Here is a 22840-nt window from a genome sequence, read left to right as displayed (position 1 = left end):
GTCGCCATGGCTTGGGTAGTTTCCTATTGCCACTGACGGCTGATAACGTTTCATTGACTGTGATCGACTGCTAGGATTGCTATGAGTTTGCGCCACTTTTTAACCTTATCTGATTTAACCAAACAAGAATTACAAAACCTCATTATACGTGCAAGCGAACTGCGTAAAATGCAACACGCTGGCGAGATCTATCAGCCCTTTGTTGGCCGTACGCTTGGTATGATTTTTGAGAAGTCATCAACCCGCACTCGCATCTCTTTTGAGACTGGTATGGGACAGTTTGGTGGCAATGCGATATTTTTATCACCAAACGACACTCAGCTCGGTCGCGGTGAGCCTTTAGAAGATTCAGCTCGCGTCATCTCTAGCATGGTTGATATCATCATGATTCGCACCTTTGGACACGAAAAGGTTGAGACTTTTGCTGAATACTCAAGTGTGCCCATCATCAATGCCTTGACCGACGACTTTCATCCTTGCCAGCTATTGGCCGATATGCAAACCTATTACGAGCATCGTGGCAGTATCGAGAATAAGATCGTGACTTGGGTCGGTGATGGCAACAATATGTGCGCCTCCTTTATGCAAGCAGCGAATCAATTCGGTTTTGAGCTACGCGTTGCAGCGCCTTATGGCTTTGAGCCTGATGCAAAGTTAATGGAACGCTTTTCACATTGCGTTAGCCTCGTCGAAAACGTACAAGATGCGGCAAAAGACGCCAACCTCATTGTCACTGACGTCTGGGCAAGTATGGGCCAAGAGTCCGAGCAAAATACCCGTGCGCGTCGTTTTGCCCCTTATCAAGTTACACCGTCTTTATTAGACAAGGCAGATCCAGATGTGGTCTTTATGCACTGCTTGCCTGCGCATCGCGGTGAGGAGATTTCTCATGACATGCTTGATGATCCGCGCTCTGTCGTCTGGGATGAGGCAGAAAACCGCTTGCATGCACAAAAGGCATTGATGGAATTTTTGTTAAAGGATAAGATCAAACTATCAGATCGATAACCGTTTAGCTTGAGCTAAAACAATCTTAAAATAGTAGCAAAAAGGCAGATTACTTATGTAGTCTGCCTTTATATATGCTCGAGATTTAAGACTATATCAAACCCAAAAACTGCGGATGGTTTAATAATTATTACTCTAACGTGTTATCGGTTCAACCCCATTATTACCCGCTTTTAACAGTACATCTGCTTGATTTGCAGCAAAAATACCGTTACACACCACGCCAACGATATTATTTAGCTCTTTTTCTAGAGCTATTGGATTACTCACATCCAAATCGTACACATCTAAGATGACGTTACCATAATCGGTGACAAACCCTTCACGGTATACTGGCTCTGCGCCCATTTCAGCCAACTGCCTTGCAACATATGAGCGCGCTTGCGGTAGCACCTCGATGGGCACTGGAAAATTTCGGCCCAATATATCTACACGTTTGCTTTCATCGACCATACAAATAAACTTCTTGGAAGCGGCAGCAACGATCTTTTCACGTGTGAGCGCGCCGCCACCCCCTTTGATCAATTGTAGCTGCTCATTGACTTCATCCGCGCCATCGATATATATGTCTAATGTTCCGGCAAAGTTCAGATCCACCACTTCAATTCCAAGGGCTTTTAGCCTATCTTCGGTCACTTGCGAACTAGCCACAGCGCCTGCAAGCCTAATTGTGGGTAACAACTCAATCAAACAGTTCACGGTGCTGCCCGTCCCTACCCCTAATATCATTCCATCTTCGATATACTCTAGAGCCGCTTTGGCAGCAGATTTCTTTTGTGTTTGCTGATCACTCATTATAAATCCTTGGCAACGTGAAAAATATCAAAATGCGCGGTCATTATACCCGATGACCACAAAAGATGTCAGCGCAGGAGTGATTGTAATTTAACTTGTGTCAGTTGATGAATTTTGATATGGATTTGCCAGTCATTCATACTTTGTCATAAAAACAACCATGAAAACTGCAATTGAGTCTTGCAAGATGACAAAAATCAGCATAGGCTAATCTATTTCATTTTTATCTCCATTTATTGCCTATTTAGGAATCATTATGCTATCACATTGGGTACGAGCCATCTTACAAGCCACTGTCTATGACGTCGCCATTCAGACTCCACTTGAAGCTGCACCCAAGCTCACTCAACGTTTTGCTAATGATATTCGTCTAAAACGCGAAGACCTACAGCCCGTCAAGTCCTTTAAACTGCGCGGCGCATACAACCGTATCAGTCAATTGAGTGATGAGCAAAAAGCACGCGGCGTTATCTGCGCATCGGCAGGCAACCATGCTCAAGGTGTTGCCTACTCTGCCCGTAGGTTAGATCTGAATAATATTATCGTCATGCCCACCACCACACCAGACATCAAAGTTGATGCTGTCAGAGCACTGGGTGGCAATGTGGACTTGCATGGTGACAGCTTTGATGAAGCCAATCGTTATGCCATTGACCGTGCTGAGCGTGAAGGTCTGACTTTCATACCACCTTACGATGATGAGCTGGTCATTGCTGGGCAAGGAACCATTGGTCTTGAGCTGACTCAGCAATGGCGCAATATGGATTATGTCTTTGTCGCGGTCGGCGGTGGCGGCCTGATATCAGGTGTTGCGGCATTCTTAGGGGAAGTGGCGCCACACGTCAAGGTCATCGCGGTAGAAGCAGCACAATCAGCTTGCCTAAAGGCGGCGCTAGAAACTGGTGAACGCGTCAAACTTGAACAAGTCGGGCTGTTCGTCGATGGCGTTGCCGTTGCCCAAATCGGCGAGTTGCCGTTTGATGTTATTCGTACCCAAAAGAGCGATGGTTCGGGCACTATCGTTGAGCCTGAAGTCGTGACCTGTACTAATGACGAAGTCTGCGCCGCTATAAAAGATGTCTTTGAAGAGAACCGTAGCATTGTTGAGCCTGCTGGCGCACTATCAATCGCGGGTATGAAAAAGTATATTAATGCCAATAATCTCCAAGGTAAAAACTGCGTCGGCATCGTTTGCGGTGCTAATATGAACTTTGACCGTCTGCGCTATATCACGGAACGTACCGAGATTGGCGAAAAGAAAGAAGCCATCTTTGCAGTCACTATCCCTGAGCAAACTGGCGCATTTTTAGACTTTTGCCGCAGCTTACAAGGCCGTAATATTACCGAATTTAACTATCGTGCTGACAATCAGCTGTCACCTGACTCGATGGAGCCTGCTTCAATATTTGTGGGTATCGCTCTCAAAGAAGGCGATAAAGAGCGTCAGACTATTAGTAATCAAATGGCAAATGACGGCTATACGGCATACGATTTGACCGATGATGATATTGCAAAATCGCATATTCGTCATTTGATTGGGGGTCATGCGCATGTTGAAAATGAACAATTATTAAAAATTGTCTTTCCAGAAAGACCTGGAGCGCTGCTGACTTTCCTAGAAAAGCTTGGTAATGATTTTAATATTACTTTATTCCACTACCGTAATCATGGCGCCGCTGAAGGTCGTGTACTGGTAGGCTTACAAGCATCAGAAAGTAACTCACGCCAATTGCAAGATGCTCTACTCGATATCGGCTATGACTGTACGATGCTCAATGACAATATTGGTTATCAGTTGTTTTTGAAATAAAAAATAAAGACGTAAACATTCAGGCGTGTCATTTCATTTACAACTAAGCTATATTAGGGTCTATGAAACACGCCTAAATGCTAAGTTAGTTACTAATGTTAGCTATTGATATCATAATCTATCAACGAGGTTTAGATGAGTAAAAATAACGATACGCCTAATACACCAACTAAAATCCGTCTTGATAAATGGTTATGGGCGGCGCGTTTTTATCGCACGCGTACCCTTGCCAAGCAAGCCATTGAAAGCGGACGTGTACATTATGCTGGCAGCCGTGTAAAGACCAGTAAAGAGATTGCTGTCGGTGACGAGTTGACCATTCGACAAGGGTCGGCAACCGCAATGACGGAAAAAACCGTCGTCGTTGAAGCGCTATCGGCACAGCGTGGCAATGCGACTGCTGCGCAAGTCTTGTATTCAGAAACCCAAGAGAGCGAAGAGCGCCGCGCTTATTATGCTGAACAGCGCAAGCTTGCTAATCTTGCACGCCCTGATAATAAGCCCAACAAAAAACAACGTCGCGACCTGCAGCGCTTTAAGCATCAGCAAGACTAAAAAACACTAAAATAGTTTAAAGACTGCATTCCTTGCATGATCTTTGTTGCCTAGAGCATGCCCTTGTTATTTACGACATTAAGCGTTACGCTAAACTCCTTGTGACAAGCGTCAACAGCTCGATCATTAGAACATTGAAAGCTACTACTTCTTCACTCTTTATTTATTCAACCAATCACATGCTAGTGAGCCGCATTAAAATTGCTGGTTTTTTATAGCATGTTTTTTTATTGTCATAAAAGGTCATATTATGCAAATTAAAGCGTCTACACCATCGTCAGTATTATTGGTTTGTTTGGGTAATATTTGTAGATCACCAACGGCCGAAGAGATTTTTCGCCAGCAAGCTGCCATAGCAGGACTTTCGCTAAAAATAGATTCTGCAGGTACGAGTGATTGGCATATCGGTAAAGCGCCCGACCCGCGCTCACAGCGCCATGCCAAAAGTCAGGGCTATAACCTCAGTAAGCTGGTTGCGCGTCAAGTCAGTGCAGAGGATTTTTATAACTTTGATCTTATCTTAGCCATGGATACGCAAAACTTAGCAGACCTGCAAGCGATTAAAGATGACCTGCCAAATACAGATGATAAACTGGCTAGACTGGCATTGTTTAGCGAAGAAGATCCCAACTATGGTGGCGATGATGTTCCTGATCCCTATCAAGGTGACGGGGATGACTTTGAAGAAGTCATTGAGCGTATCGAATCCAGTGTAAAAGCTTGGATTGAGAGCTGGAATGCTATGTAGTTGTATCTGATAGACATTTATATCGCTCAGAGCTTTACTGATACTAACCACAAAACCTGCATGTTTTATCTGATTTTATCTTGTGTATGCCTTATAATAACGAGCGTATTAAGGTCTATTTAATCTCTGATCATGGCCTTACTCTCGCTCATTTATTTGCTAAATAGACTGCCTTATGATTACAGACTTGTGCCTTGATACCAGTAAGCAAAATGATTCATCGTATGACCTTTCTCATGCTAATACGATGGCACTTGCTTGTCTGGCTGACACAGTGGTGACGCTCACAGCTGAGTCTCAGCTTGATACCTTTATGGCAAGCACCGATAGCAGTCAGCCGTTATTTGTATTATCTGGTGGGAGTAATGTCCTGCTTCCTTCAAAGCTCCATGCTATTGTGTTACGACCAAAAATGCGTGGCATCACCATCACCGCGCAAACTCAAGATTATGTAGAAATCGAAGTCATGGCAGGTGAAAACTGGCATGACTTGGTCATCCATACCGTTGACCAAGGCTGGTATGGACTCGAGAACTTAGCCCTCATTCCTGGGCTGACAGGTGCCGCCCCTGTACAGAATATTGGTGCATACGGTGTTCAACTTGAAGACTATATGCAATATGTCCGTGCTTATCATTTACCAAGCAAAACTTGGCATCAGCTAACTGCCGCAGACTGTGAGTTTGGCTACCGAGACAGTCTCTTCAAACGCACGCCCAATACTTGGCTCATCAGCCGTGTCGGTTTTCGTTTGCATACTGATCCAACCAAAGTTTTAGCCAATTATGGCGATGTACAAACCGTTGCCCAAGCCTATGCTGAGCAGCAAGGGCATGCCCTACCTGCCCCACGCGATGTGATGCATGCCATCATTGATATTCGCAAACAAAAGCTACCAGACCCGCAGCAATTACCAAACTGCGGCAGCTTTTTCCAAAATCCGATCATCTCTCAAAACCAATTCGAATCATTACAGAGTATTTACCCTGATATTGTCGGCTACCCTATGCCCGCATCAACCGTCAAAGTCGCTGCAGGTTGGTTGATAGAGCAAGCTGGGCTAAAAGGTAGCGGTATTGAGCCGATAGTCACTCATAAGCATCAAGCGCTCGTGCTTACCAACCATACTCCCTATCAAGCTACCCAAGCAGACGTGGCAACAGCCCAAAACCATATCGCAAGCAGCGTTTATGACAAGTTTGCCATTACCCTGTGTCGTGAACCAGTATGGGTAAACGCTGACGGTACGATTGGACAAGAGCATGCGGTCTAAACGCCCATGGTCAAAACGGCTGTGGCGTCATTACTTACGCTCAGCTGAGCGTATGATAAGATTATTTCGTATCATTAACATCACTTTTTTGCTTGGCTCGACAATGATTATTCTTGTCCTTGTCAGCCTATTTACCCCGCTGTTCTCGCGTGCGGTGGTATATATGTTTCAACACCTGCCCCTATCTGCTATGCCGCCTACAGCGACAAGCTCACCACCAACGGCTTACGTGATATTAGGTGGTGGCCTTACCAACGACAATAACAACCAAATAATCCTAAATGGCTACAGCTTAAACCGTGTTCGCACTGCTGCGACAGCCTATCATGATCTGCCATTACCGATTGTCCTAAGTGGCGCTGAAGCTCCTTGGATGAATCAATGGCTTATCGAACATGGTATTGAAGGCTCGATAAGTGAAAATGCCAGTATGAATACCTGCGAAAATGCACGTTTTATTGCCAAGCGTATCCCGCTACAGCATGTCTACCTAGTGACCGACAGTTACCACATGGCACGGGCACGCAGACAGCTGGCCTTAAATGGTATTAATAGTACACCTCTCAGCGCCCCACTACCCGTCAATCGTGACTGGATGGAACCGGCGCAAAACTTAAGCCATTCTAGGCGTGCAGTCTATGAAATAGCGGCCTACCTGCGGGATGTTTTGCGCCCGCAGTCAGATTGTCGCCGGGCAGACGAAGTCACCATCGAGCAGCTACTAACGCCGAGAGGTAAGGCGGTCAAAACCTTTAACTGACACCAGCCACACACTTAAAAACAAGTTTAACGCGTCATTAAGATCTATTAAATGTTCGACCTATACAGGTCACTTATTACACTTGCAAAAAGTGTATAATAATATAAGAAACTGCTATTTAAGAGGTTTACCATGCTCAGTATATTTTTATTAATCCCGTTGAGTTTGATGCTGTTTGTGGTGGCCATTTGGGCGGTGCGTTACGCAGTAAAATCTAATCAATTTGAAGATTTGGACAATGCGTCACAGCGCATTATATTGGATGACCGACAAGAGCGGCGTCAAGTCTTGCAGTCTCATGAGCCCCTCAATCCTACTGAAGAAGCTGAAGCGAGCGCTCTTGATAATGAGGCTAAAGACATCAGTTTGGATGATTCTGCCCCTATCCAAGCCAAAGACTCTGATCTTCCCAAAACATAGCCCTAAACCTTTTTTGAACCGTGTTTTCAAGCCTTGCCGTTAGGCACTGCGATCAAGTATGACTTTTAGATTCACTATTTCATCCACTACCTGTTGTCTTTATTTGTGAAAAACAGGTTTGCATACTATGCATTATTTAGGAGACAGTCCTTATGACCACAGCGTTATTAGTTGCGGCATTTTTAATGGGGTTTTTGGGTTCACCACACTGCTTGGGCATGTGCGGTGGTCTGGTCGCGGCTTTTAGTCTATCTATGAAAGACGTCAGCCCAGCCAAGCGTCGTCGCCTAATCGCTACCTATCATTTTGGACGCCTAGTCAGTTATTCTATTTTGGGCTTAGTTGCAGGTCTCATCGGTACGACTGTCTTAGAGCCCCTAATGAAAGGTAACAGTACACCGCGTATCTTGCTAGGACTGGTCTTAGTCTTTGTAGGCGTTACCATGCTTGGTATGCCTTTTTTGAACAAACTTGAGCGGGTAGGCATGCGTTTTTGGCAGTATCTTAGCCCAGTACGTCAAAAAGTATTTCCACTCAATACTTATCCTCGCGCACTGGCGGCAGGGCTGTTGTGGGGGTACTTACCCTGTGGACTGGTCTATGGCGCATTGCTGATCGCTGTCGTTGCCCATGACCCGTTGAGCGGTGCGGCACTGATGTTTGTCTTTGGTCTAGGTACAGTCCCGATGTTGGTCGCTACTCATGAGACCGTTGGGTGGCTACGTGATAAAATTGGACGTTTCCGCTTACGCCAAGTAAATGGCGCACTAATGGTACTGTCGGGTATGGCCGTTATTTTTGTACCTATGATTATGATGTCCATGCATAGCGGACATGGTGGGCATGGCGGAGAAGACGGTCATGCACAGATGGATCATGGTAGCCCTTCTGCTATAGTGTCTGAAGCAGATAACGCTAGCCATCAAGATATGAGTCAGATGAACGACAGCACACATGATATGAATGAACATGCAGAGACTGTGGATCACACTCAATAATTGAGCACCAAACCAAATTAGCCACAGAAAAGCCCTCAACGTGTATCTCATCGTTGAGGGCTTTTTTATAATTGCTTATTAACAGGCATTTATAATAGCTAGTTATGATGGCTATTTATAAAACAAGCGAAACAACTTTATATTCTAAGCTGTTATGCTTGCCATTGCTCAAGGCTAAACTTAGTATCCAAATGCTTTTCAAGCGCGGGTATGTTGAAGGCATCGTCTTCACTGACAAAGCTGATACTGATACCCGTTTGCCCAGCACGGCCTGTACGACCGATACGATGCACGTAATCATCTGGCTGATCTGGTAATGTATAGTTGACTACGTGGCTGATATCATCGACATGAATACCACGTCCTGCGACATCGGTCGCTACCAAAATAGAAGCATGACCATCTTTAAAGCGCTGTAAGTACTTTTCACGCTTTTGTTGAATCACATCACCTGACAGCATCACAACTTTATGGCCTTGACGCAATTTATGATATAAGCGCTTTACCTGATCCTTGCGATTGGCAAAGACGATTACCTTATCCACTGCTGTATCAGCCAAAATACCTTGTAAGGCATCTAACTTTTGGTCTTCTGTCAATAAGTAAAAATGCTGATCGACCAATTCACTGGTTTTGTGCTCAGGCTCTATTTCAACAAACTGCGGCTCATGTAACCAGCGGTAGGCAAGATTCATTACATCTTGGTTAAAGGTAGCGGAAAACAACAAGCTCTGACGGTCTGTATTCGGTGGCATACGACCAACCAAGCGTTTGATATCAGGGATAAAACCCATATCGAGCATACGATCTGCTTCATCCAATACCAACACTTCTACACGGTCAAGATACACCATGCCTTTGTTCATCAGGTCAATCAAACGTCCAGGTGTGGCAATCAAAATATCAACATATTGACGCTCAAGCTCGTGCTGCTGCGTTTCATAGTTGGTGCCGCCCATGATACAGACACTATGTAATGAGGTATATTTGGTCAGCGCGATACAATCATCGAATATCTGCTGTGCCAGCTCACGTGTTGGCGCCATAACGACTGCGCGCGGCTCACCTAAAAACCGCTGTTCGTCATCAGCGAAAGAGCGCTTTAGTAAGGTTTCCATAATGGTCAGCAAAAACGTCGCTGTCTTACCAGTACCGGTTTGCGCCTGACCAATAGCATCTTGATGCGCCAAAGTATGCGGCAATATCTGGGCTTGAATGGCGGTCAATTCGGTGAATCCCAAATCACTGATCGCTTTTAAGGTTGGCTCTGAAAGTGGGAGATCAGTGAATGTTTTAAAATTACTCAAAAAATTATCCTTGTGTATGAATCGCTGATATATGAATTGCTTGTATATAAATCGACAGTAGGCCTATCTCAAGTTTTGGCTGGGCTTATAGTAAATGCAAACAAGAGTGGCCAAACTCAGCAAACTCAGCAAACTCAGCAAACTCAGCAAACTCAGCAAACTCAGCAAACTCTACAGTATAATGACATATAAAATCTATAAGCACAAAAAAGCCAAGCCTTATGTCTGCCCTTTACCAAAACATTGCAACATGCTCAACATTGGTAAGTTATGACCGGCTTGACTCAGTAGTATATCAGTAGTTTGCTCTGCAATATGGTTAAACACTCATATTGGCCAGGCTGATTATTCGTCTACTTTTCTGACTTCTTCGGCTTGCAGGCCTTTTTGACCTTCAACTACACTAAACTCAACCTTTTCACCATCTTTTAAAGAGCGATAGCCATCACCTTGAATCGCGCGGAAATGGACAAAGATGTCTTCTCCGCTATCACGTTGAATGAAACCAAAGCCTTTTGAGTCATTAAACCACTTAACAGTACCTTGTTCACGAGCTGACATAATAGTGCTTCCTAAAAAGTGCGATTAGCCCCAAATTCCTTTGCAACATTGCATATAAACGGGTGCTAAAATCATGAAATCAAAAAATAAACAGGTTGTCTCAAATACCAAAACGATATTTGTAACAAACTTGCAATACTTATCGTATAAAAAATATCATAACACGTGTTTTTAGTAACACAAAGCCTTTTAACATGGTTTTTAGCACTTATGTGGGGTTTTTATGTAATTTTTTTATAACATGGTGGTCAAGCTGTTATTATAAAGCCATTCTTTATCCTGTTAATCATTTATCATTTTCTTATTTCCAGTCATCTATAGAGTATAGAGAGAGCTATGAGCGCACCTTCTCATCAATCAGTAACGACAAATACCACAACAACAGACCGCTCTGATACAGAGACAAAGCCTACACTGACACGTAAGCTTCTATTGATCAATGGGGTGAACTTAAACTTATTAGGTAAGCGTGAGCCTGAAATTTATGGTCACACCACACTTGCTGATATTGAAGCACAGCTGACCGCTCGTGCAGCCAAACACAATATTGAGCTTATTTGCATTCAATCAAATCACGAAGGACAACTGGTCGATGATATTCAACATCATGGCCTACTAGCCAATGCAGCATCACAGGTAGACGCTATTATTATCAATCCGGCTGCCTTTACCCATACCTCAGTCGCGCTACGTGACGCCCTGCTCGCCACCCAAAAACCATTTATCGAAGTGCATTTATCCAATGTGCATAGCCGCGAGCCGTTTCGTCAGCACTCATATCTAAGCGATATAGCCGTCGGTGTCATTTGCGGTTTGGGTCATTTTGGCTATCAGATGGCGCTTGATTATTGGTTGCTCCATACATATAACATAGCCTTAACTGACTGATGGGCTTTAAGATCTGTCAGACAAGCTAAGCTTCTTAAGTATTGAAAACTTGAGTATTTAGTAACTTAAGCATACTGGCTAAACCGCTTGGGCTTAATTAGAATAGAGCTGCATCAACATAACGACTTAATATACCAATAATGACTCAACACACGGTGATATGAATGGCAAAATCGTCCGGAAAACGCTTTATGAAACTTGCTGGTATGACTGCAAGCATCGCAGGCAAAGCGGCTAAGAACTCATTAAAGCACCTGTCTAGTGACGAAGAAAAGCGTCTGCAAGCACGCTCTGAGATGATGCAAGATGTGGGGATTCAGATTGCTGAGACCTTAGGTGAGATGAAAGGCGCTGTCATGAAAGTGGGACAAATTGCCTCACAGTATAAAGATGTGTTTCCGCCTGAAGTCGCAACCGCTCTAGAAAAACTGCAAAAAGACGCGCCACCAATGCCTTACGCTCAGATTCGTATGCAGGTTGAGCGCGAGCTCAAAGCGCCTATTAATGAGTTATTTACTGAATTTGAAGAAGTGCCTTTTGCGGCAGCATCCATCGGTCAGGTTCATAGAGCCATCCTACCCTCCGGACAAAAGGTAGTGGTCAAAGTGCAGTATCCCGATGTCGATGAAAACTGCGACAGTGACCTCAAACAAGTACGCATGGCCTTAAAAGTCGCAGGCGTGCTTAATATGAGTCGCAAACTGCAAGAGCAACTGTTTGATAAGATACGTCAAAGCTTGCATGATGAACTCGACTATATCAAGGAAGCACATAACTTATTAGTATTTGGCGCCTTTCACGCCGACGACGAAGGTCTCATTATCCCCAAAGTTATCAGCAGTCATTCTACCAAGCGGATTTTGACCTTGACGGAAGAGATGGGAGAAAGCCTGACCACTGCGGCGACTTGGGACAACAGCGTCAAACAAAAAATTGCTCAGCGACTATTTCACTTTAGTGCAGGTCAGTTATTTGGCTTATATCGCATGCATTGTGATCCGCATCCTGGCAACTTTGCCTTTCGCGAGGATGGCAGCGTCGTTGCCTATGATTTCGGTGGTATCCGCAGCTATAGCAATGCGGAAGTACAGTTGTTTCGCAGGTTCGCTTATCATGCTGTAAAAGGCGATACGACAGCACTTGAACAAGATTTGATCGCGTTGGGCATCCGCCGTGATGATGAAAAAAACGTACCGGGAGAGTTTTACCAGCAGTGGCTTGCCATTGGCCTAAAACCTCTGTCTATAGCGCCCTATCAAGAAGGCCCTTTTGATTTTGCGGGTAGCCAAGTCCATCATGAAGCCATTACGCAGATGCGGACGTCTTTGAAGTACTTTGGTCAGTTCCAACCGTCAGCGACGACTATGATGCTCGATCGTACGGTATCGGGACAATATTGGAACTTGGTAAACCTAGGCGTCGAGATAGATTTGTCGCCACTGGTAGAAGAATACTTGGAAACACCAAAGTATTAATAAGTTAGAGGTCAATAACTTAATATCAATAAAACTCACACATGCAGAGCATGGCCACAGCGATCACAGAATACCGCACCTACTGCATGACCAAACTTACCGCAGTTTGGGCAGGTGACAGGATTGAGCTGTGGGCGCATGTTACGCGCCAGCTCAGAGGTAAAAATCCCTGTCGGCACCGCAATGATAGAGTAACCCGTGATCATGACCATGGTCGCAATGGCCTGACCCAGTGGTGTTTTTGGCGACATATCACCATAACCAACGGTGGTCATCGTGACGACTGCCCAATAGATAGAGACTGGAATACTGGTAAAACCATTCTCAGGCCCTTCTACCACATAAATAATTGAGCCGAAAATTGTTACCAGTAGCACCAATGATAAAAAGAATACGGTGATTTTTTGTTGGCTGGTTCTGAGGGCAGATGCCAAAAAACCCGCTTGCTGCATGTAGGCTTTTAGCTTGAGCACACGAAACACGCGTAAGATACGTAAAATTCGTATGACCAGTAGATACTGTACACCACCAAAAAATAAGCTTAAGTAGCTTGGTAAGATGGACAATAAATCCACTACACCAAAAAAACTAAAAGCGTAGCGAAGACGATTGGGCGCTGAAAACAGTCTTAAAAGATATTCAAAAGTAAATAAAATGGTGAAGAACCATTCTGCATAATAAAATATCGTCCCATATTGCAAACGCATATATAGCACACTATCAAGCATCACTACGCCGACACTGGTCAAAATCGCAATTAGCAATACAATATCAAAAAACTTACCCAAACGGGTGTCTGTGCCTTCGATAATAATATGAATGCGGTTACGTAGATAAGTAATGACTTCAGCAGTTGGTTGCTTCATAGAATCTGTGGGCTCATAAAGTCAGTAGCTATAGTCGATTCAGTTAAAAAAACAGTACTGCTAACATGAGTTTTCGCAGCATCAAACCGTGCAAAGTGCGCAGCAAGAGAGAAAAACTGATACCAGCAGAACGCTAATTTGAATGTGCCTCTTTTATATTGAATTGACTATACATAATATCGGATGGTTTGACGTAATAGAGATAAGCGCGGGTTAGTCAAAATGCGCAGAAGTGGTTTATAATATAGACCGCTCAAGCTCACCATCATGGCACATAATTTGCCACAGTGTAGCAAAAAACTGCTGTTAACGACATACAATTCGCAAGCATAAGCCTAAGCTGGTTACGCTAGGAAAGTGTATCGACACACCTCTACAAAGCGTGATTGCTAGAGCATATTGAACATGCTAATAAATAAAAACATTATCATGTATGTGACTCACATTGAGCATGTACTAAATAGCCAGTGAAACTTAAGGATATAATATGGCAGGTCATTCAAAATGGGCAAATATAAAACACCGTAAAGCCCGTCAGGATGCAGTTAGAGGCAAGGTGTTTACCAAAGTTATCCGTGAAATCGTCTCAGCCGCCAAACAAGGCGACCCTGATCCTGATAAAAACCCGCGTCTACGGGCCGCTATCGAAAAAGGTCTGTCAGTCAATATGACCCGCGACACTATTAATCGTGCGGTCGATCGTGGTACTGGTGGCGGCGACACTACTAATATGGATGAGATCAGCTATGAGGGTTACGGTGTCGGCGGCGTGGCTGTGCTTGTCGAAACCATGACCGACAATGTCAATCGCACCGTCAGTGAAGTGCGTCATGCTTTTACTAAGCACGATGGCAACCTTGGCACCTCAGGCTCAGTGGCTTATCTGTTTACTAAGCGTGGTGAGATCTCCTTTAATGACACAAGCTTAGAAGATGAAGTTATGCTTGCCGCGCTAGATGCTGGCGCTCTTGATATCGAAAATGATGGCGACAGCCTGCTTGTCATCACTGAATGGGAAAGTTTTGGTCAGGTCAAAGATGCCCTTAATGCTGCTGGTCTTGTCTCAGACAATGCTGAAGTGACTATGTCACCCTCTACGCAAGCTGAAATTGATAATATCGATGATGCACAACAAGTAATGAAAATGATCGATATGCTGGAGGATATAGACGATGTACAAGAGGTCTATACCAACGTCAGCTTCACCGATGAGGTGATGGCTCAGCTTGAAGAGTAGCTTGCATTTATAGTTCACTCATTAAGAAATAAAAAAGCCAAACGCTATAGATAACGTTTGGCTTTTTACCTGCTTCTCAGTTTACATCTCTCTAGCAGAGAGCTTTAATACTCATTTTGAGTTTTAGGTTTTATACTGCACCCCTTCAAGTGCTAGCAAGTATGCTTTTTTATCCAGTCCACCAGTATAGCCCCCAAGCTTACCATCGCTGGCAATGACCCGATGGCAAGGGATAATAATGCTAAAGGGGTTTTTGCCGTTAGCATTGGCCACCGCGCGAAAGCCTTTTGGATTACCCACGCGCTGTGCTAACGTAGCATAGCTGATAGCCTCACCGTAATTGATAGCTTGTAGTGCTTGCCATACTTTTTGCTGAAACTCAGTACCTATTGAGGTATCTAGTGGCAAGTCAAAACTATCGCGCTTGCCAGCAGCATATTTATTAAGCTGGTTAATGGCATCAAGCAGTAAAGCCTGAGCAGGATACTGTTTACTTAGGCTATTCTTATCTATGAATATGAAATCATCCTCGCTAAGCTCATAGTGCCTTTTGAGCTTGGCAGAGGATTTAGACTGTCGCCATGACTGATCTTTTGACAGCCAATTAATCTCAACAAGCTTGGGGCTTTGATGCTCATCTGTGCTTGCTATCAAAATTAATTGATCTTGAGCAAAATTTGTCATTGTTACAATCATAATACCTCCCCTGCCTTGTTAACTGCTCATCTTGCTAAAAGGTTAACTTTCATCCGTCTCAAACAAAGCGGCAACAAACTGCTTGGGACTAAAGGCACGCAAGTCATCAATTGACTCGCCAACCCCAATATAACGGATGGGTACATCGGTCGTTTCAGCGATATTGAATACCACCCCACCTTTGGCCGTACCGTCAAGCTTAGTAATAGTAATACCCGTTAGTGGCACCACTTTATTGAACAGCTCCACTTGATTGATGGCATTTTGACCTGTACCAGCATCAAGGACAATCATGCCCTCATGCGGGGCGCTCGGGTCTGACTTTTGCATCACTCGTACTACTTTTTCTAATTCGTTCATCAAGTAAGTCTTATTCTGCAAACGGCCTGCAGTATCCGCAATCAGCACGTCGATGTTTTTGGCTTTGGCAGATTGCATCGCATCAAAGATGACCGAAGCGCTGTCAGAGCCATGACCTTGAGCGACGACTGGGATATTGTTACGCTCACCCCAAATCTGTAGCTGCTCGGTAGCAGCAGCGCGGAAAGTATCACCAGCCGCTAGCATGACCGACTTACCTTCACCTTGTAAACGCTTGGCAAGCTTCCCGATGGTAGTCGTTTTACCTACACCATTCACGCCAACAACCAAGATAACAAAGGGTTTTTTACTGGTATCAATCACCAGCGGCGCTACTTTTGGCGTTAAGATGTCAACCAGCTCGCTTTGTAAGGCCTTATACAGTGAATGCGCATAAATCAAATCACCACGAGCTGTTTGCTCAGTCAAACTTTTGATAATACGATTGGTCGCATTTACCCCAATATCAGCGACCAACAGTTGGTCTTCAACCTCTTCTAATAACTCATCATCGATCTCTTTGCCACCGATAAGGATACTAACCATGCCTTCTGCTAGATTCTTACGTGACTTACTGAGTCCTGATTTCATCCGATTAAACCAGCTGCCCTGTTGACGGCCTTGCTTCTCATCTACATGCTTTGGTTTAGCTTCAGCCATCTCAGTACTGGCTACTAATGACTTTGCTGCTGCGCTCTCACTTGCATGTTCTTGCAAAGGCATCGTTGGGATAGTAGGCCGATTGGTATCACTTTTGATATGTTGTTCGTTGGCCGCCGTGCTTTCAGACGTATCTTTTGTGTCAGTCGATACAATTGGCGTACCCAGCTCGATACTTTCTGCAGCGTCTGCTGTTGATACTTCTACATTTGCGCCTATATTCTTTGCTGTACTCTCTTGCGTGCGCACAGCACTCGTCTCAGGCTCATCTATGATGGGGACGGATTGCGCTGGCAAACTGGGTAAGGTAATATCATCGTCATCTAAATCATCAAGGTCACCATCCAAGTTGATGACCACACGATTGCTATTATTTGGATTATTCATATGCTTGCCCTAAAGGTTATCACTGTCAGTAATGTGTTTGTTGTGCCGTTTATAGCAGTATCAACGGCATCATTAGAATAAGAGATGGTTTTTGTGCTAGTTTAGCATAATTCAAGGCAAGCTCAGCGACGTCAATAACAGTAACCGCTGATGCGTGACAAATCAGCTGAGCAAGCTTCTCTTAAGGTTTGGACACAAATCTCTGACTTTGCTGATGTTAAAGTTCGCTACAGTCAGCTATAAGCGATTATTTAAACAGGAACAGACATGTTACCGCTAACTCAATCATGCCCATCGAGCGACATCAAACCTAATATTAAGCAGGGTTTTAAGAGCGACTCTATTTATAGAAAAACCCATAAATTAAGCCTACCGCTTGTTTTATTGGCTTTGTCTTTTTCAACCGTAGGCTGCGCCACCATGCAAGCACTTGAACCCACGGCCATCTTAATCTCCGATATGAAAAAAATATTGTAATACGTCTTATTGTCTTACCTTTTTAAAACAACTTTTTATAACCGATTCACTATAAAACAAATACAGTGCTACTGGGGTGAGTTTTATGCAGCATCGAACAGTGACGGAGTCGCACAGCAAGCAAAGAAAATTTATACCAGTAGCACGCCGTAAAAGCAGTACTCTTTTTATTTAGGATTCACTATATTAAAAATCAGGAATATTTATGTCAGCAATACTATCAACTTACAAGACGTCAACCACTTCGCGTGCGAACACCATCATGAAAATTATGGTCGCTATGATTATGAGCATTTTATTATTAGCAGCCGTAGGCTGTAGCACAACTCAAGAATTCAAGCCAACCGCTAGCGTTATTGTTGGTGGACATAAATCTCTATAAAGCCTATATCATACACAATAACCCTTCTTTATTTAGCCATATTCAGCCGTTATTTTATAAGTAGAACCTATCATGTCTCTGTCTTTATCACTACCTGCTAACTCACTACGCATGGCCTGCGCCTTAGCACTTGCTACCACCCTTGCTGCGTGTCAAACCAGTAATCTTAAACCAACCGCGCAACCCGATGTAACCAGTTTGACAACCGTCACTCCTAGCCCAACAACAGATGCAACTAAGCAGCCTTCAGCGCTGGCTATGGATATGTCAGGTCGGCATGAGTATCAGCTAGACAATGGACTTAAAATCATCGTAAAAGAAGACCACCGTGCCCCAGTCGTGATGACGCAAATTTGGTATCGTGTGGGCTCAGCAGATGAACCGCACGATAAAGGCGGCATCTCGCATCTACTTGAGCACATGATGTTTAAAGGCACGGCTGACGTCTCAAGTGATGACTATGAACGTTTGATTGCCAAGTTTGGCGGGGTAAATAATGCTTTTACCAGCTATGACTATACTGGTTACTATGAGCTGTTTCCAGCGAACCGTATGGCGCTCGCGCTAGAGTTAGAAGCCGACCGTATGACTAATTTGCGCTTCGATGCCGCCGCGTTTGATAAAGAGCGGCAAGTCGTCATGGAAGAGCGTCGCCAACGTACCGATGACAATCCACTGGCCAAGGCCTATGAGTCATTTCGCTTACTAGCTCTACCTGACAGCTCTAAAGGCGAGTCTGTTATCGGACCCATGAGCGAGCTTGAGTCTATTACACTGGCTGAGTTAAAAGACTGGTACAAAATCTGGTATGCACCTAATAACGCAACCTTGGTGATCGTCGGTGATGTTGAACCAGAAGACGTGCTGACGCAAGTCAAACGCTACTTTGACGATCTAAAACCCAGCACTACTCTGCCTGAGCGTCCTGCCGTCAGACAACAAGGCTTTCGTGGCTATCAAAAAGTAGACTCTGAGCAAGCGGTTCAGGTACCCGTATTACTTATGGGTTATAACGTACCTAGTCTGTCAACAGTGGCTGCAAATAATGAAAAGCAAGCGTACGCTCTTTCACTTGCGCAAGATGTGCTTGACGGCGGTCTGTCTGCTCGACTAGAGAGTCGGCTCATCCGTGAACAAGGCCTACTGACCTCTGTAGGAACTTCTTATAACTTGCTTGATCGCGGCGACGGCTTGTTTCTGATACAAGCTACTCCTCGTGAAGGTATTAGCTTGACGCAAGCGCAAGACGCCATCACGGCTGAGATAGGCAAGCTTGCTACCGACCCCATCAATGCCGATGAAATAAGCCGCGCGAAGACCAATACTGTCACTGGCCTAGTTTACGCGCAAGACAGTATGCAAGGACAAGCCCAGATGATTGGCTCACTACAGACTATCGGACTCGATGACAGACTACTTGCAACCCTGCCCGCCAAGCTAGATAGCGTGAGTGTCGCTGACATCCAAGCCGCCAGCAAAAAATACCTGGTGCCAGACAACCTGACCGTGATGCATATCGTACCACCTGCCAGTCAAACGGATAAAGCTGAGACAAGCACAGCAGAAACGACTGACTAGACCGTGTCCTAATACTAAGAAGAAAAATATGACTAAGAAGGCTTTTATATCCATGCTAAAAACAACACTACAACACGCAACTCTAGCACAGCAAAAACGCACCAAATCTATGCGTATATCCTCTCTCAGTGCGGGTATGGTTTTGGGGTTAGCAGCGCTGACCACTCCAGCTTATACAAATTCAGCTCATGCTGCTTTGGCTGCCGAAGACGGCTATCGCGACTCTACCGCGACAGTGGATGCAAGCGCACCCATTGCAGCATTATCTAAGCTTACCAGCCTTGATAACGCCAAACCGCTACAGCTCACTGTACCAACGATTGAGCATTTCAAGACCTCTGCTGGTGTGCCTGTCTCTTTTGTGCGTGCAACTACCCTCCCTATCGTAGATATCGACTTGCGCTTCAATGCTGGTAGCGCCCGTGACGGGGATATACGTAACAATGGTTTTGGTATCGCCAACATGGCCGCTACGATGCTCACTCAAGGAACCAACCGCTTAGATGAAGATGCCTTTACCCGCGCTGTTGAGACTTTAGGTATTGATCTAGGGAGTCGTGCCTACAAAGACATGTTTATCGTCTCGCTGCGCAGCTTGTCTGATGATGAGCATTTGCTACCCGCAGTTGATTTAATGACCCAAACCCTCACCCAGCCAACTTTTGATCCGCAGATTTTGGAGCGCAATAAAGCAAGATTACTGGTCGGTCTACAGCAGCAAAAACAAGATCCAGGCAGCCTTGCTAGCCTCGCTTTCAATGAGGCTCTGTATGGGTCGCACCCTTATGCCCACCCTTCATCGGGCACACTTGAGACCGTACCAAGCATCAAAAAAGAAGATCTGACGGACTTTCAAGACCGCTATCTCGTCGCTGCCAATGCGTCACTTGCCATGACGGGCAATCTAACATTAGCCCAAGCCAAACAACTCGCTGATGCCATCACTGGCGACTTACCTACAGGTAAAGCCGCTGAGCCCTTACCTGAACCAAAACCCCTCACCCAAGCACAGCACATTCATATTCCATTTCCCAGTACTCAAACCACGGTATTAATGGGTCAATTGGGCAACAAGCGCGCCACTGATACTAAGGCTCAGCAGCAGCAAACCAACTTTGCCGTGGGTAATGAAGTCATGGCAGGCGGTAACTTCAATGCCCGACTGATGACACAAATACGTCAAAACCTTGGGCTTACCTATGGCATCTCAGGCTCTATGAGTCCAATGTTGGCTCGCGGCCCTTATCAGATAGGGTTTTCCACACGTAATGACAAATCCCGCGATGCTATCGATGCCAGCTTAGCAGTCATTCACGACACGTTAGACAAGGGAATTACTCTTGATGAGATGCGCTTGACCACGGACAACATGAAGAACAGCTTTCCGATGAGTTTTGCGAGTAATGCGGGAATCAATGGTTTATTGGGGATGATGAATTTTTATAAACTACCAGATAACTATTTGACCGACTATATGAGACGCATTGACAACGTCCAGCTACCAGCAGTCAATCAGACCATGCGTGAGACACTTGATCCTGATCGCTTTTTGATTGTGACGGTAGGAGCAGACGATCCGAAACTGAAAGTCTCAACTGAGAATAAGGTTACAGATTAGTCTGTAACCGTTATGGCTACATCATAGCTTAAGTGCTTAGGCTTGTAGGTGGCACCATCATAAGCTAAGCGAATGACATGTTTATCATAAGAAGACACTACCTCATAGTCGCCGTTGGCAAAATTATGCAGCGTAGGCACAATTAGTAATGCTTCTATCTGTCTATTGTCAAGAGTAACAGCAAGCTTCTGTCCGCGACGTAAATACAAAAAATAATCGCAGTGATCATTCACCATCACCTCAGAAGCACGCTCAATAGTGGCTTCACCTATACTTCCTTGCAGCAATTTGGGGCATATATCAGCATGCTGAGCCGCCAGCCGCGCATAGGAGTTTTTGATATTGTCCTCAATTTCGGGAGTTTCCCAAACTCTGTGTAACTGCTTATAATCCACTAACAGGAGAATAAGCAATGACTAACCAATCTGATATCAAGAAACTGGCCGAGCAAATGGCTGGTAGCATGAACAGCTTTGATGACATCAAAGACTTTCAAAAGCAGCTCATGCAATCTTTTATCGACACTGCCTTAGAAGCTGAGATGGAAGACCATCTTGGATACCCCAAGCATGAAAAAGCAGACAAGCCTAATAAGCGCAACGGTCATACTAAAAAGACCGTCCGTAGCGACACAGGCGACCTTGAGATCTCCACTCCAAGAGACCGCGGTGGCAGCTTTGAACCTACACTAGTGCGCAAGCATCAAACCCGTATTAGTGGCCTTGATGATAAAATCATATTTCACTACAGGCATAGCCTTCCGTCTTGCGCTTCGGGCAAGTGTCTCCCAGACACTTGCTGATCCTCGCTCATACGCCAAAGGTCAAACCACCACCGAGATTGTAGAGAGCATTAAAGAGCTCTACGGTGTCGATATCTCAAGCTCTCTTGTCTCAAGAGTCACTGACAATATTATTGACGATATCACCGCTTGGCAGCACCGCCATTGAGCAGTGTTTATCCTATCGTCTACTTAGACTGCATCGTCGTCAAAGCACGTCAAGATAGCAGATTATCAACAAGGCAATCTATCTGGCGCTAGGCGTGGGACTTGATGGTAGAAAAGAGCTGCTTGGCATGTGGCTATCAGAGAATGAAGGCGCTAAGTTCTGGCTTGGCGTTCTCACTGAACTACAAAACCGCGGGGTACAAGATATCCTAATCGCTTGCGTCGACGGTCTAAAGGGCTTTCCTGATGCCATCAATACGGTTTACCCCAACGCTCAGGTTCAGCTGTGTATCGTGCACATGGTACGCTATTCAATGAAGTTTGTACCTTGGACAGATAAGAAGGCAATAGCGACTGATTTAAAGGCCATCTACGGCGCTGATACGCTTGAGATAGCAGAGGCCAATCTCGAACACCTTGATGAGGTGTGGGGCGATAAGTATCCGCATGTCATCAAGTCTTGGCGTAATAACTGGGAGGGCTTAACGGTGTTCTTTGGCTACCCTAAAGACATTAGAAAAGTCATATATACCACCAATGCTATTGAGTCGCTAAACAGCGTGATTCGTACGGCGGTGAATAAGCGTAAGGTATTTCCCTCTGATCAGGCAGCGTTTAAAGTGGTATATCTAGCAACACAGCAGGCATCCAAGAAGTGGTCGATGCCGATTCGTAACTGGACGTCTGCTCTTAATCGCTTTATGATTATGTTTGATGATCGTATAAGCAGGCATTTAATCTAAAGGGCAGTTACACAGAATTCGGGATGGGCTCTCAATTTCAGCAGCTTTTTGCTGCTGCTGCTTGATTGCTGTAGGATTTACATCAACCAAACTTGTATTAGGATCACTTGGGCTACAAGCATTGCTCACAAAAAGCACGGATGCAGCTGTAACAATCAATGCTAGCTCTTTTTTATTAATATATTTACTTGGCTTAAACTTACGTATAGCAGCCATTGAAAACCTAGTATTTTTCATAAAATCTGCTTATATCAAACACTTATGTCACTACTTGATGAATGAATGTCGT

The 22840-nt window shown here is 44.8% G+C and carries 23 protein-coding genes and 1 pseudogene; 16 read left to right on the top strand and 8 right to left on the bottom strand.

The features are described from left to right. Positions 1–81 precede the first annotated feature (81 nt). Complete coding sequence (argF, locus tag JMX03_RS06475; protein ID WP_201574888.1) at positions 82–1008, top strand: ornithine carbamoyltransferase; 927 nt, start codon at positions 82–84, stop codon at positions 1006–1008. A 135-nt stretch (positions 1009–1143) separates the two neighbouring features. Here the strand turns inward: argF and rpiA are convergent, their stop codons facing one another. Next, complete coding sequence (rpiA, locus tag JMX03_RS06470) at positions 1144–1803, bottom strand: ribose-5-phosphate isomerase RpiA (RefSeq protein WP_201595337.1); 660 nt, start codon at positions 1801–1803, stop codon at positions 1144–1146. A gap of 256 nt (positions 1804–2059) precedes the next feature. Here rpiA and ilvA point away from each other — a divergent pair, with 256 nt between their 5' ends. From ilvA to JMX03_RS06435, 7 genes are all read left to right on the top strand, one after another. Next, entirely contained in the window at positions 2060–3613 is a 1554-nt protein-coding gene (gene ilvA, locus JMX03_RS06465; protein ID WP_201574890.1) for a threonine ammonia-lyase, biosynthetic, read from the top strand. A gap of 135 nt (positions 3614–3748) precedes the next feature. Continuing rightward, on the top strand, positions 3749–4168 hold the full coding sequence (locus tag JMX03_RS06460) for an RNA-binding S4 domain-containing protein (RefSeq protein WP_201595335.1): 420 nt from the start codon (positions 3749–3751) through the stop codon (positions 4166–4168). Positions 4169–4418: 250 nt separating this feature from the next. Then, positions 4419–4916 (top strand): low molecular weight protein-tyrosine-phosphatase, encoded by a 498-nt coding sequence (locus JMX03_RS06455; protein WP_201595333.1) that lies wholly within the window; start codon positions 4419–4421, stop codon positions 4914–4916. 175 nt (positions 4917–5091) lie between these two features. Then, complete coding sequence (gene murB / locus JMX03_RS06450) at positions 5092–6189, top strand: UDP-N-acetylmuramate dehydrogenase (protein WP_201595331.1); 1098 nt, start codon at positions 5092–5094, stop codon at positions 6187–6189. Then, positions 6179–6949 carry a YdcF family protein gene (locus JMX03_RS06445; RefSeq protein ID WP_201574894.1) on the top strand — a complete coding sequence of 257 codons (771 nt, stop codon included), beginning with the start codon at positions 6179–6181 and terminating at the stop codon, positions 6947–6949. The genes murB and JMX03_RS06445 overlap by 11 nt, the downstream gene beginning before the upstream one ends. Before the next feature lie 132 nt (positions 6950–7081). Further along, the gene (gene ccoS / locus JMX03_RS06440) at positions 7082–7369 is read left to right on the top strand and encodes a cbb3-type cytochrome oxidase assembly protein CcoS (protein WP_201595329.1); all 288 of its coding nucleotides are present in this window, start codon (positions 7082–7084) and stop codon (positions 7367–7369) included. Between the two features lie 152 nt (positions 7370–7521). Further along, a complete protein-coding gene (locus tag JMX03_RS06435) occupies positions 7522–8367 on the top strand; it encodes a sulfite exporter TauE/SafE family protein (protein WP_201595327.1) in 846 nt (281 codons plus the stop codon). Between the two features lie 152 nt (positions 8368–8519). Here JMX03_RS06435 and JMX03_RS06430 read toward each other — a convergent pair whose 3' ends face one another. Both JMX03_RS06430 and JMX03_RS06425 read right to left on the bottom strand, forming a co-directional pair. Further along, positions 8520–9674: a DEAD/DEAH box helicase gene (locus JMX03_RS06430; protein WP_201574897.1), complete on the bottom strand. Its 1155-nt coding sequence runs from the start codon at positions 9672–9674 to the stop codon at positions 8520–8522. 345 nt (positions 9675–10019) lie between these two features. Further along, a complete protein-coding gene (locus JMX03_RS06425) occupies positions 10020–10235 on the bottom strand; it encodes a cold-shock protein (protein WP_201574898.1) in 216 nt (71 codons plus the stop codon). A gap of 336 nt (positions 10236–10571) precedes the next feature. On the opposite strand from JMX03_RS06425, the gene aroQ reads away from it, so the two are divergent. Together aroQ and JMX03_RS06415 are read left to right on the top strand one after the other, a co-directional pair. Further along, complete coding sequence (aroQ, locus tag JMX03_RS06420; protein WP_201574899.1) at positions 10572–11123, top strand: type II 3-dehydroquinate dehydratase; 552 nt, start codon at positions 10572–10574, stop codon at positions 11121–11123. A 164-nt stretch (positions 11124–11287) separates the two neighbouring features. Continuing rightward, positions 11288–12598 carry an ABC1 kinase family protein gene (locus JMX03_RS06415; protein ID WP_201595325.1) on the top strand — a complete coding sequence of 437 codons (1311 nt, stop codon included), beginning with the start codon at positions 11288–11290 and terminating at the stop codon, positions 12596–12598. A gap of 35 nt (positions 12599–12633) precedes the next feature. Here JMX03_RS06415 and JMX03_RS06410 read toward each other — a convergent pair whose 3' ends face one another. Further along, positions 12634–13464 (bottom strand): ion transporter, encoded by an 831-nt coding sequence (locus JMX03_RS06410; protein WP_201595323.1) that lies wholly within the window; start codon positions 13462–13464, stop codon positions 12634–12636. Between the two features lie 487 nt (positions 13465–13951). Here JMX03_RS06410 and JMX03_RS06405 point away from each other — a divergent pair, with 487 nt between their 5' ends. Further along, positions 13952–14701, top strand: coding sequence for a YebC/PmpR family DNA-binding transcriptional regulator (locus JMX03_RS06405; RefSeq protein WP_201574902.1), 750 nt, complete (start codon positions 13952–13954; stop codon positions 14699–14701). 123 nt (positions 14702–14824) lie between these two features. Here the strand turns inward: JMX03_RS06405 and JMX03_RS06400 are convergent, their stop codons facing one another. Together JMX03_RS06400 and ftsY are read right to left on the bottom strand one after the other, a co-directional pair. Further along, positions 14825–15397, bottom strand: coding sequence for a methylated-DNA--[protein]-cysteine S-methyltransferase (locus tag JMX03_RS06400; RefSeq protein WP_201595321.1), 573 nt, complete (start codon positions 15395–15397; stop codon positions 14825–14827). 42 nt (positions 15398–15439) lie between these two features. Continuing rightward, positions 15440–16417, bottom strand: coding sequence for a signal recognition particle-docking protein FtsY (gene ftsY, locus JMX03_RS06395; RefSeq protein WP_227677999.1), 978 nt, complete (start codon positions 16415–16417; stop codon positions 15440–15442). 654 nt (positions 16418–17071) lie between these two features. On the opposite strand from ftsY, the gene JMX03_RS06385 reads away from it, so the two are divergent. From JMX03_RS06385 to JMX03_RS06370, 4 genes are all read left to right on the top strand, one after another. Beyond that, positions 17072–17281 carry a hypothetical protein gene (locus JMX03_RS06385; RefSeq protein WP_201574904.1) on the top strand — a complete coding sequence of 70 codons (210 nt, stop codon included), beginning with the start codon at positions 17072–17074 and terminating at the stop codon, positions 17279–17281. A gap of 205 nt (positions 17282–17486) precedes the next feature. Continuing rightward, on the top strand, positions 17487–17663 hold the full coding sequence (locus tag JMX03_RS06380) for a hypothetical protein (protein WP_201595319.1): 177 nt from the start codon (positions 17487–17489) through the stop codon (positions 17661–17663). Positions 17664–17735: 72 nt separating this feature from the next. Then, on the top strand, positions 17736–19241 hold the full coding sequence (locus tag JMX03_RS06375) for a M16 family metallopeptidase (RefSeq protein ID WP_201595317.1): 1506 nt from the start codon (positions 17736–17738) through the stop codon (positions 19239–19241). 52 nt (positions 19242–19293) lie between these two features. After that, complete coding sequence (locus tag JMX03_RS06370) at positions 19294–20859, top strand: M16 family metallopeptidase (protein ID WP_201595315.1); 1566 nt, start codon at positions 19294–19296, stop codon at positions 20857–20859. On the opposite strand, the gene JMX03_RS06365 is transcribed toward JMX03_RS06370, so the two are convergent. Continuing rightward, the gene (locus tag JMX03_RS06365; protein WP_201595313.1) at positions 20856–21272 is read right to left on the bottom strand and encodes a hypothetical protein; all 417 of its coding nucleotides are present in this window, start codon (positions 21270–21272) and stop codon (positions 20856–20858) included. The two genes, JMX03_RS06370 and JMX03_RS06365, sit on opposite strands and share 4 nt — an antisense overlap. Between JMX03_RS06365 and JMX03_RS06360 the strand changes: the two are divergent. Further along, a pseudogene (locus tag JMX03_RS06360) lies at positions 21272–22551 on the top strand (IS256 family transposase). The gene JMX03_RS06365 and the pseudogene JMX03_RS06360 overlap by 1 nt on opposite strands. Here the strand turns inward: JMX03_RS06360 and JMX03_RS06355 are convergent. After that, complete coding sequence (locus JMX03_RS06355; protein ID WP_201595311.1) at positions 22543–22788, bottom strand: hypothetical protein; 246 nt, start codon at positions 22786–22788, stop codon at positions 22543–22545. The pseudogene JMX03_RS06360 and the gene JMX03_RS06355 overlap by 9 nt on opposite strands. Between the last annotated feature and the right edge of the window lie 52 nt (positions 22789–22840).

It is taken from the genome of Psychrobacter fulvigenes (assembly GCF_904846155.1).
In the GTDB taxonomy this organism is placed as follows: Bacteria; Pseudomonadota; Gammaproteobacteria; order Pseudomonadales; family Moraxellaceae; genus Psychrobacter; species Psychrobacter fulvigenes.
Note: the sequence above shows the minus strand (reverse complement) of the source record. Positions and strands in the feature narration are given on the sequence as shown.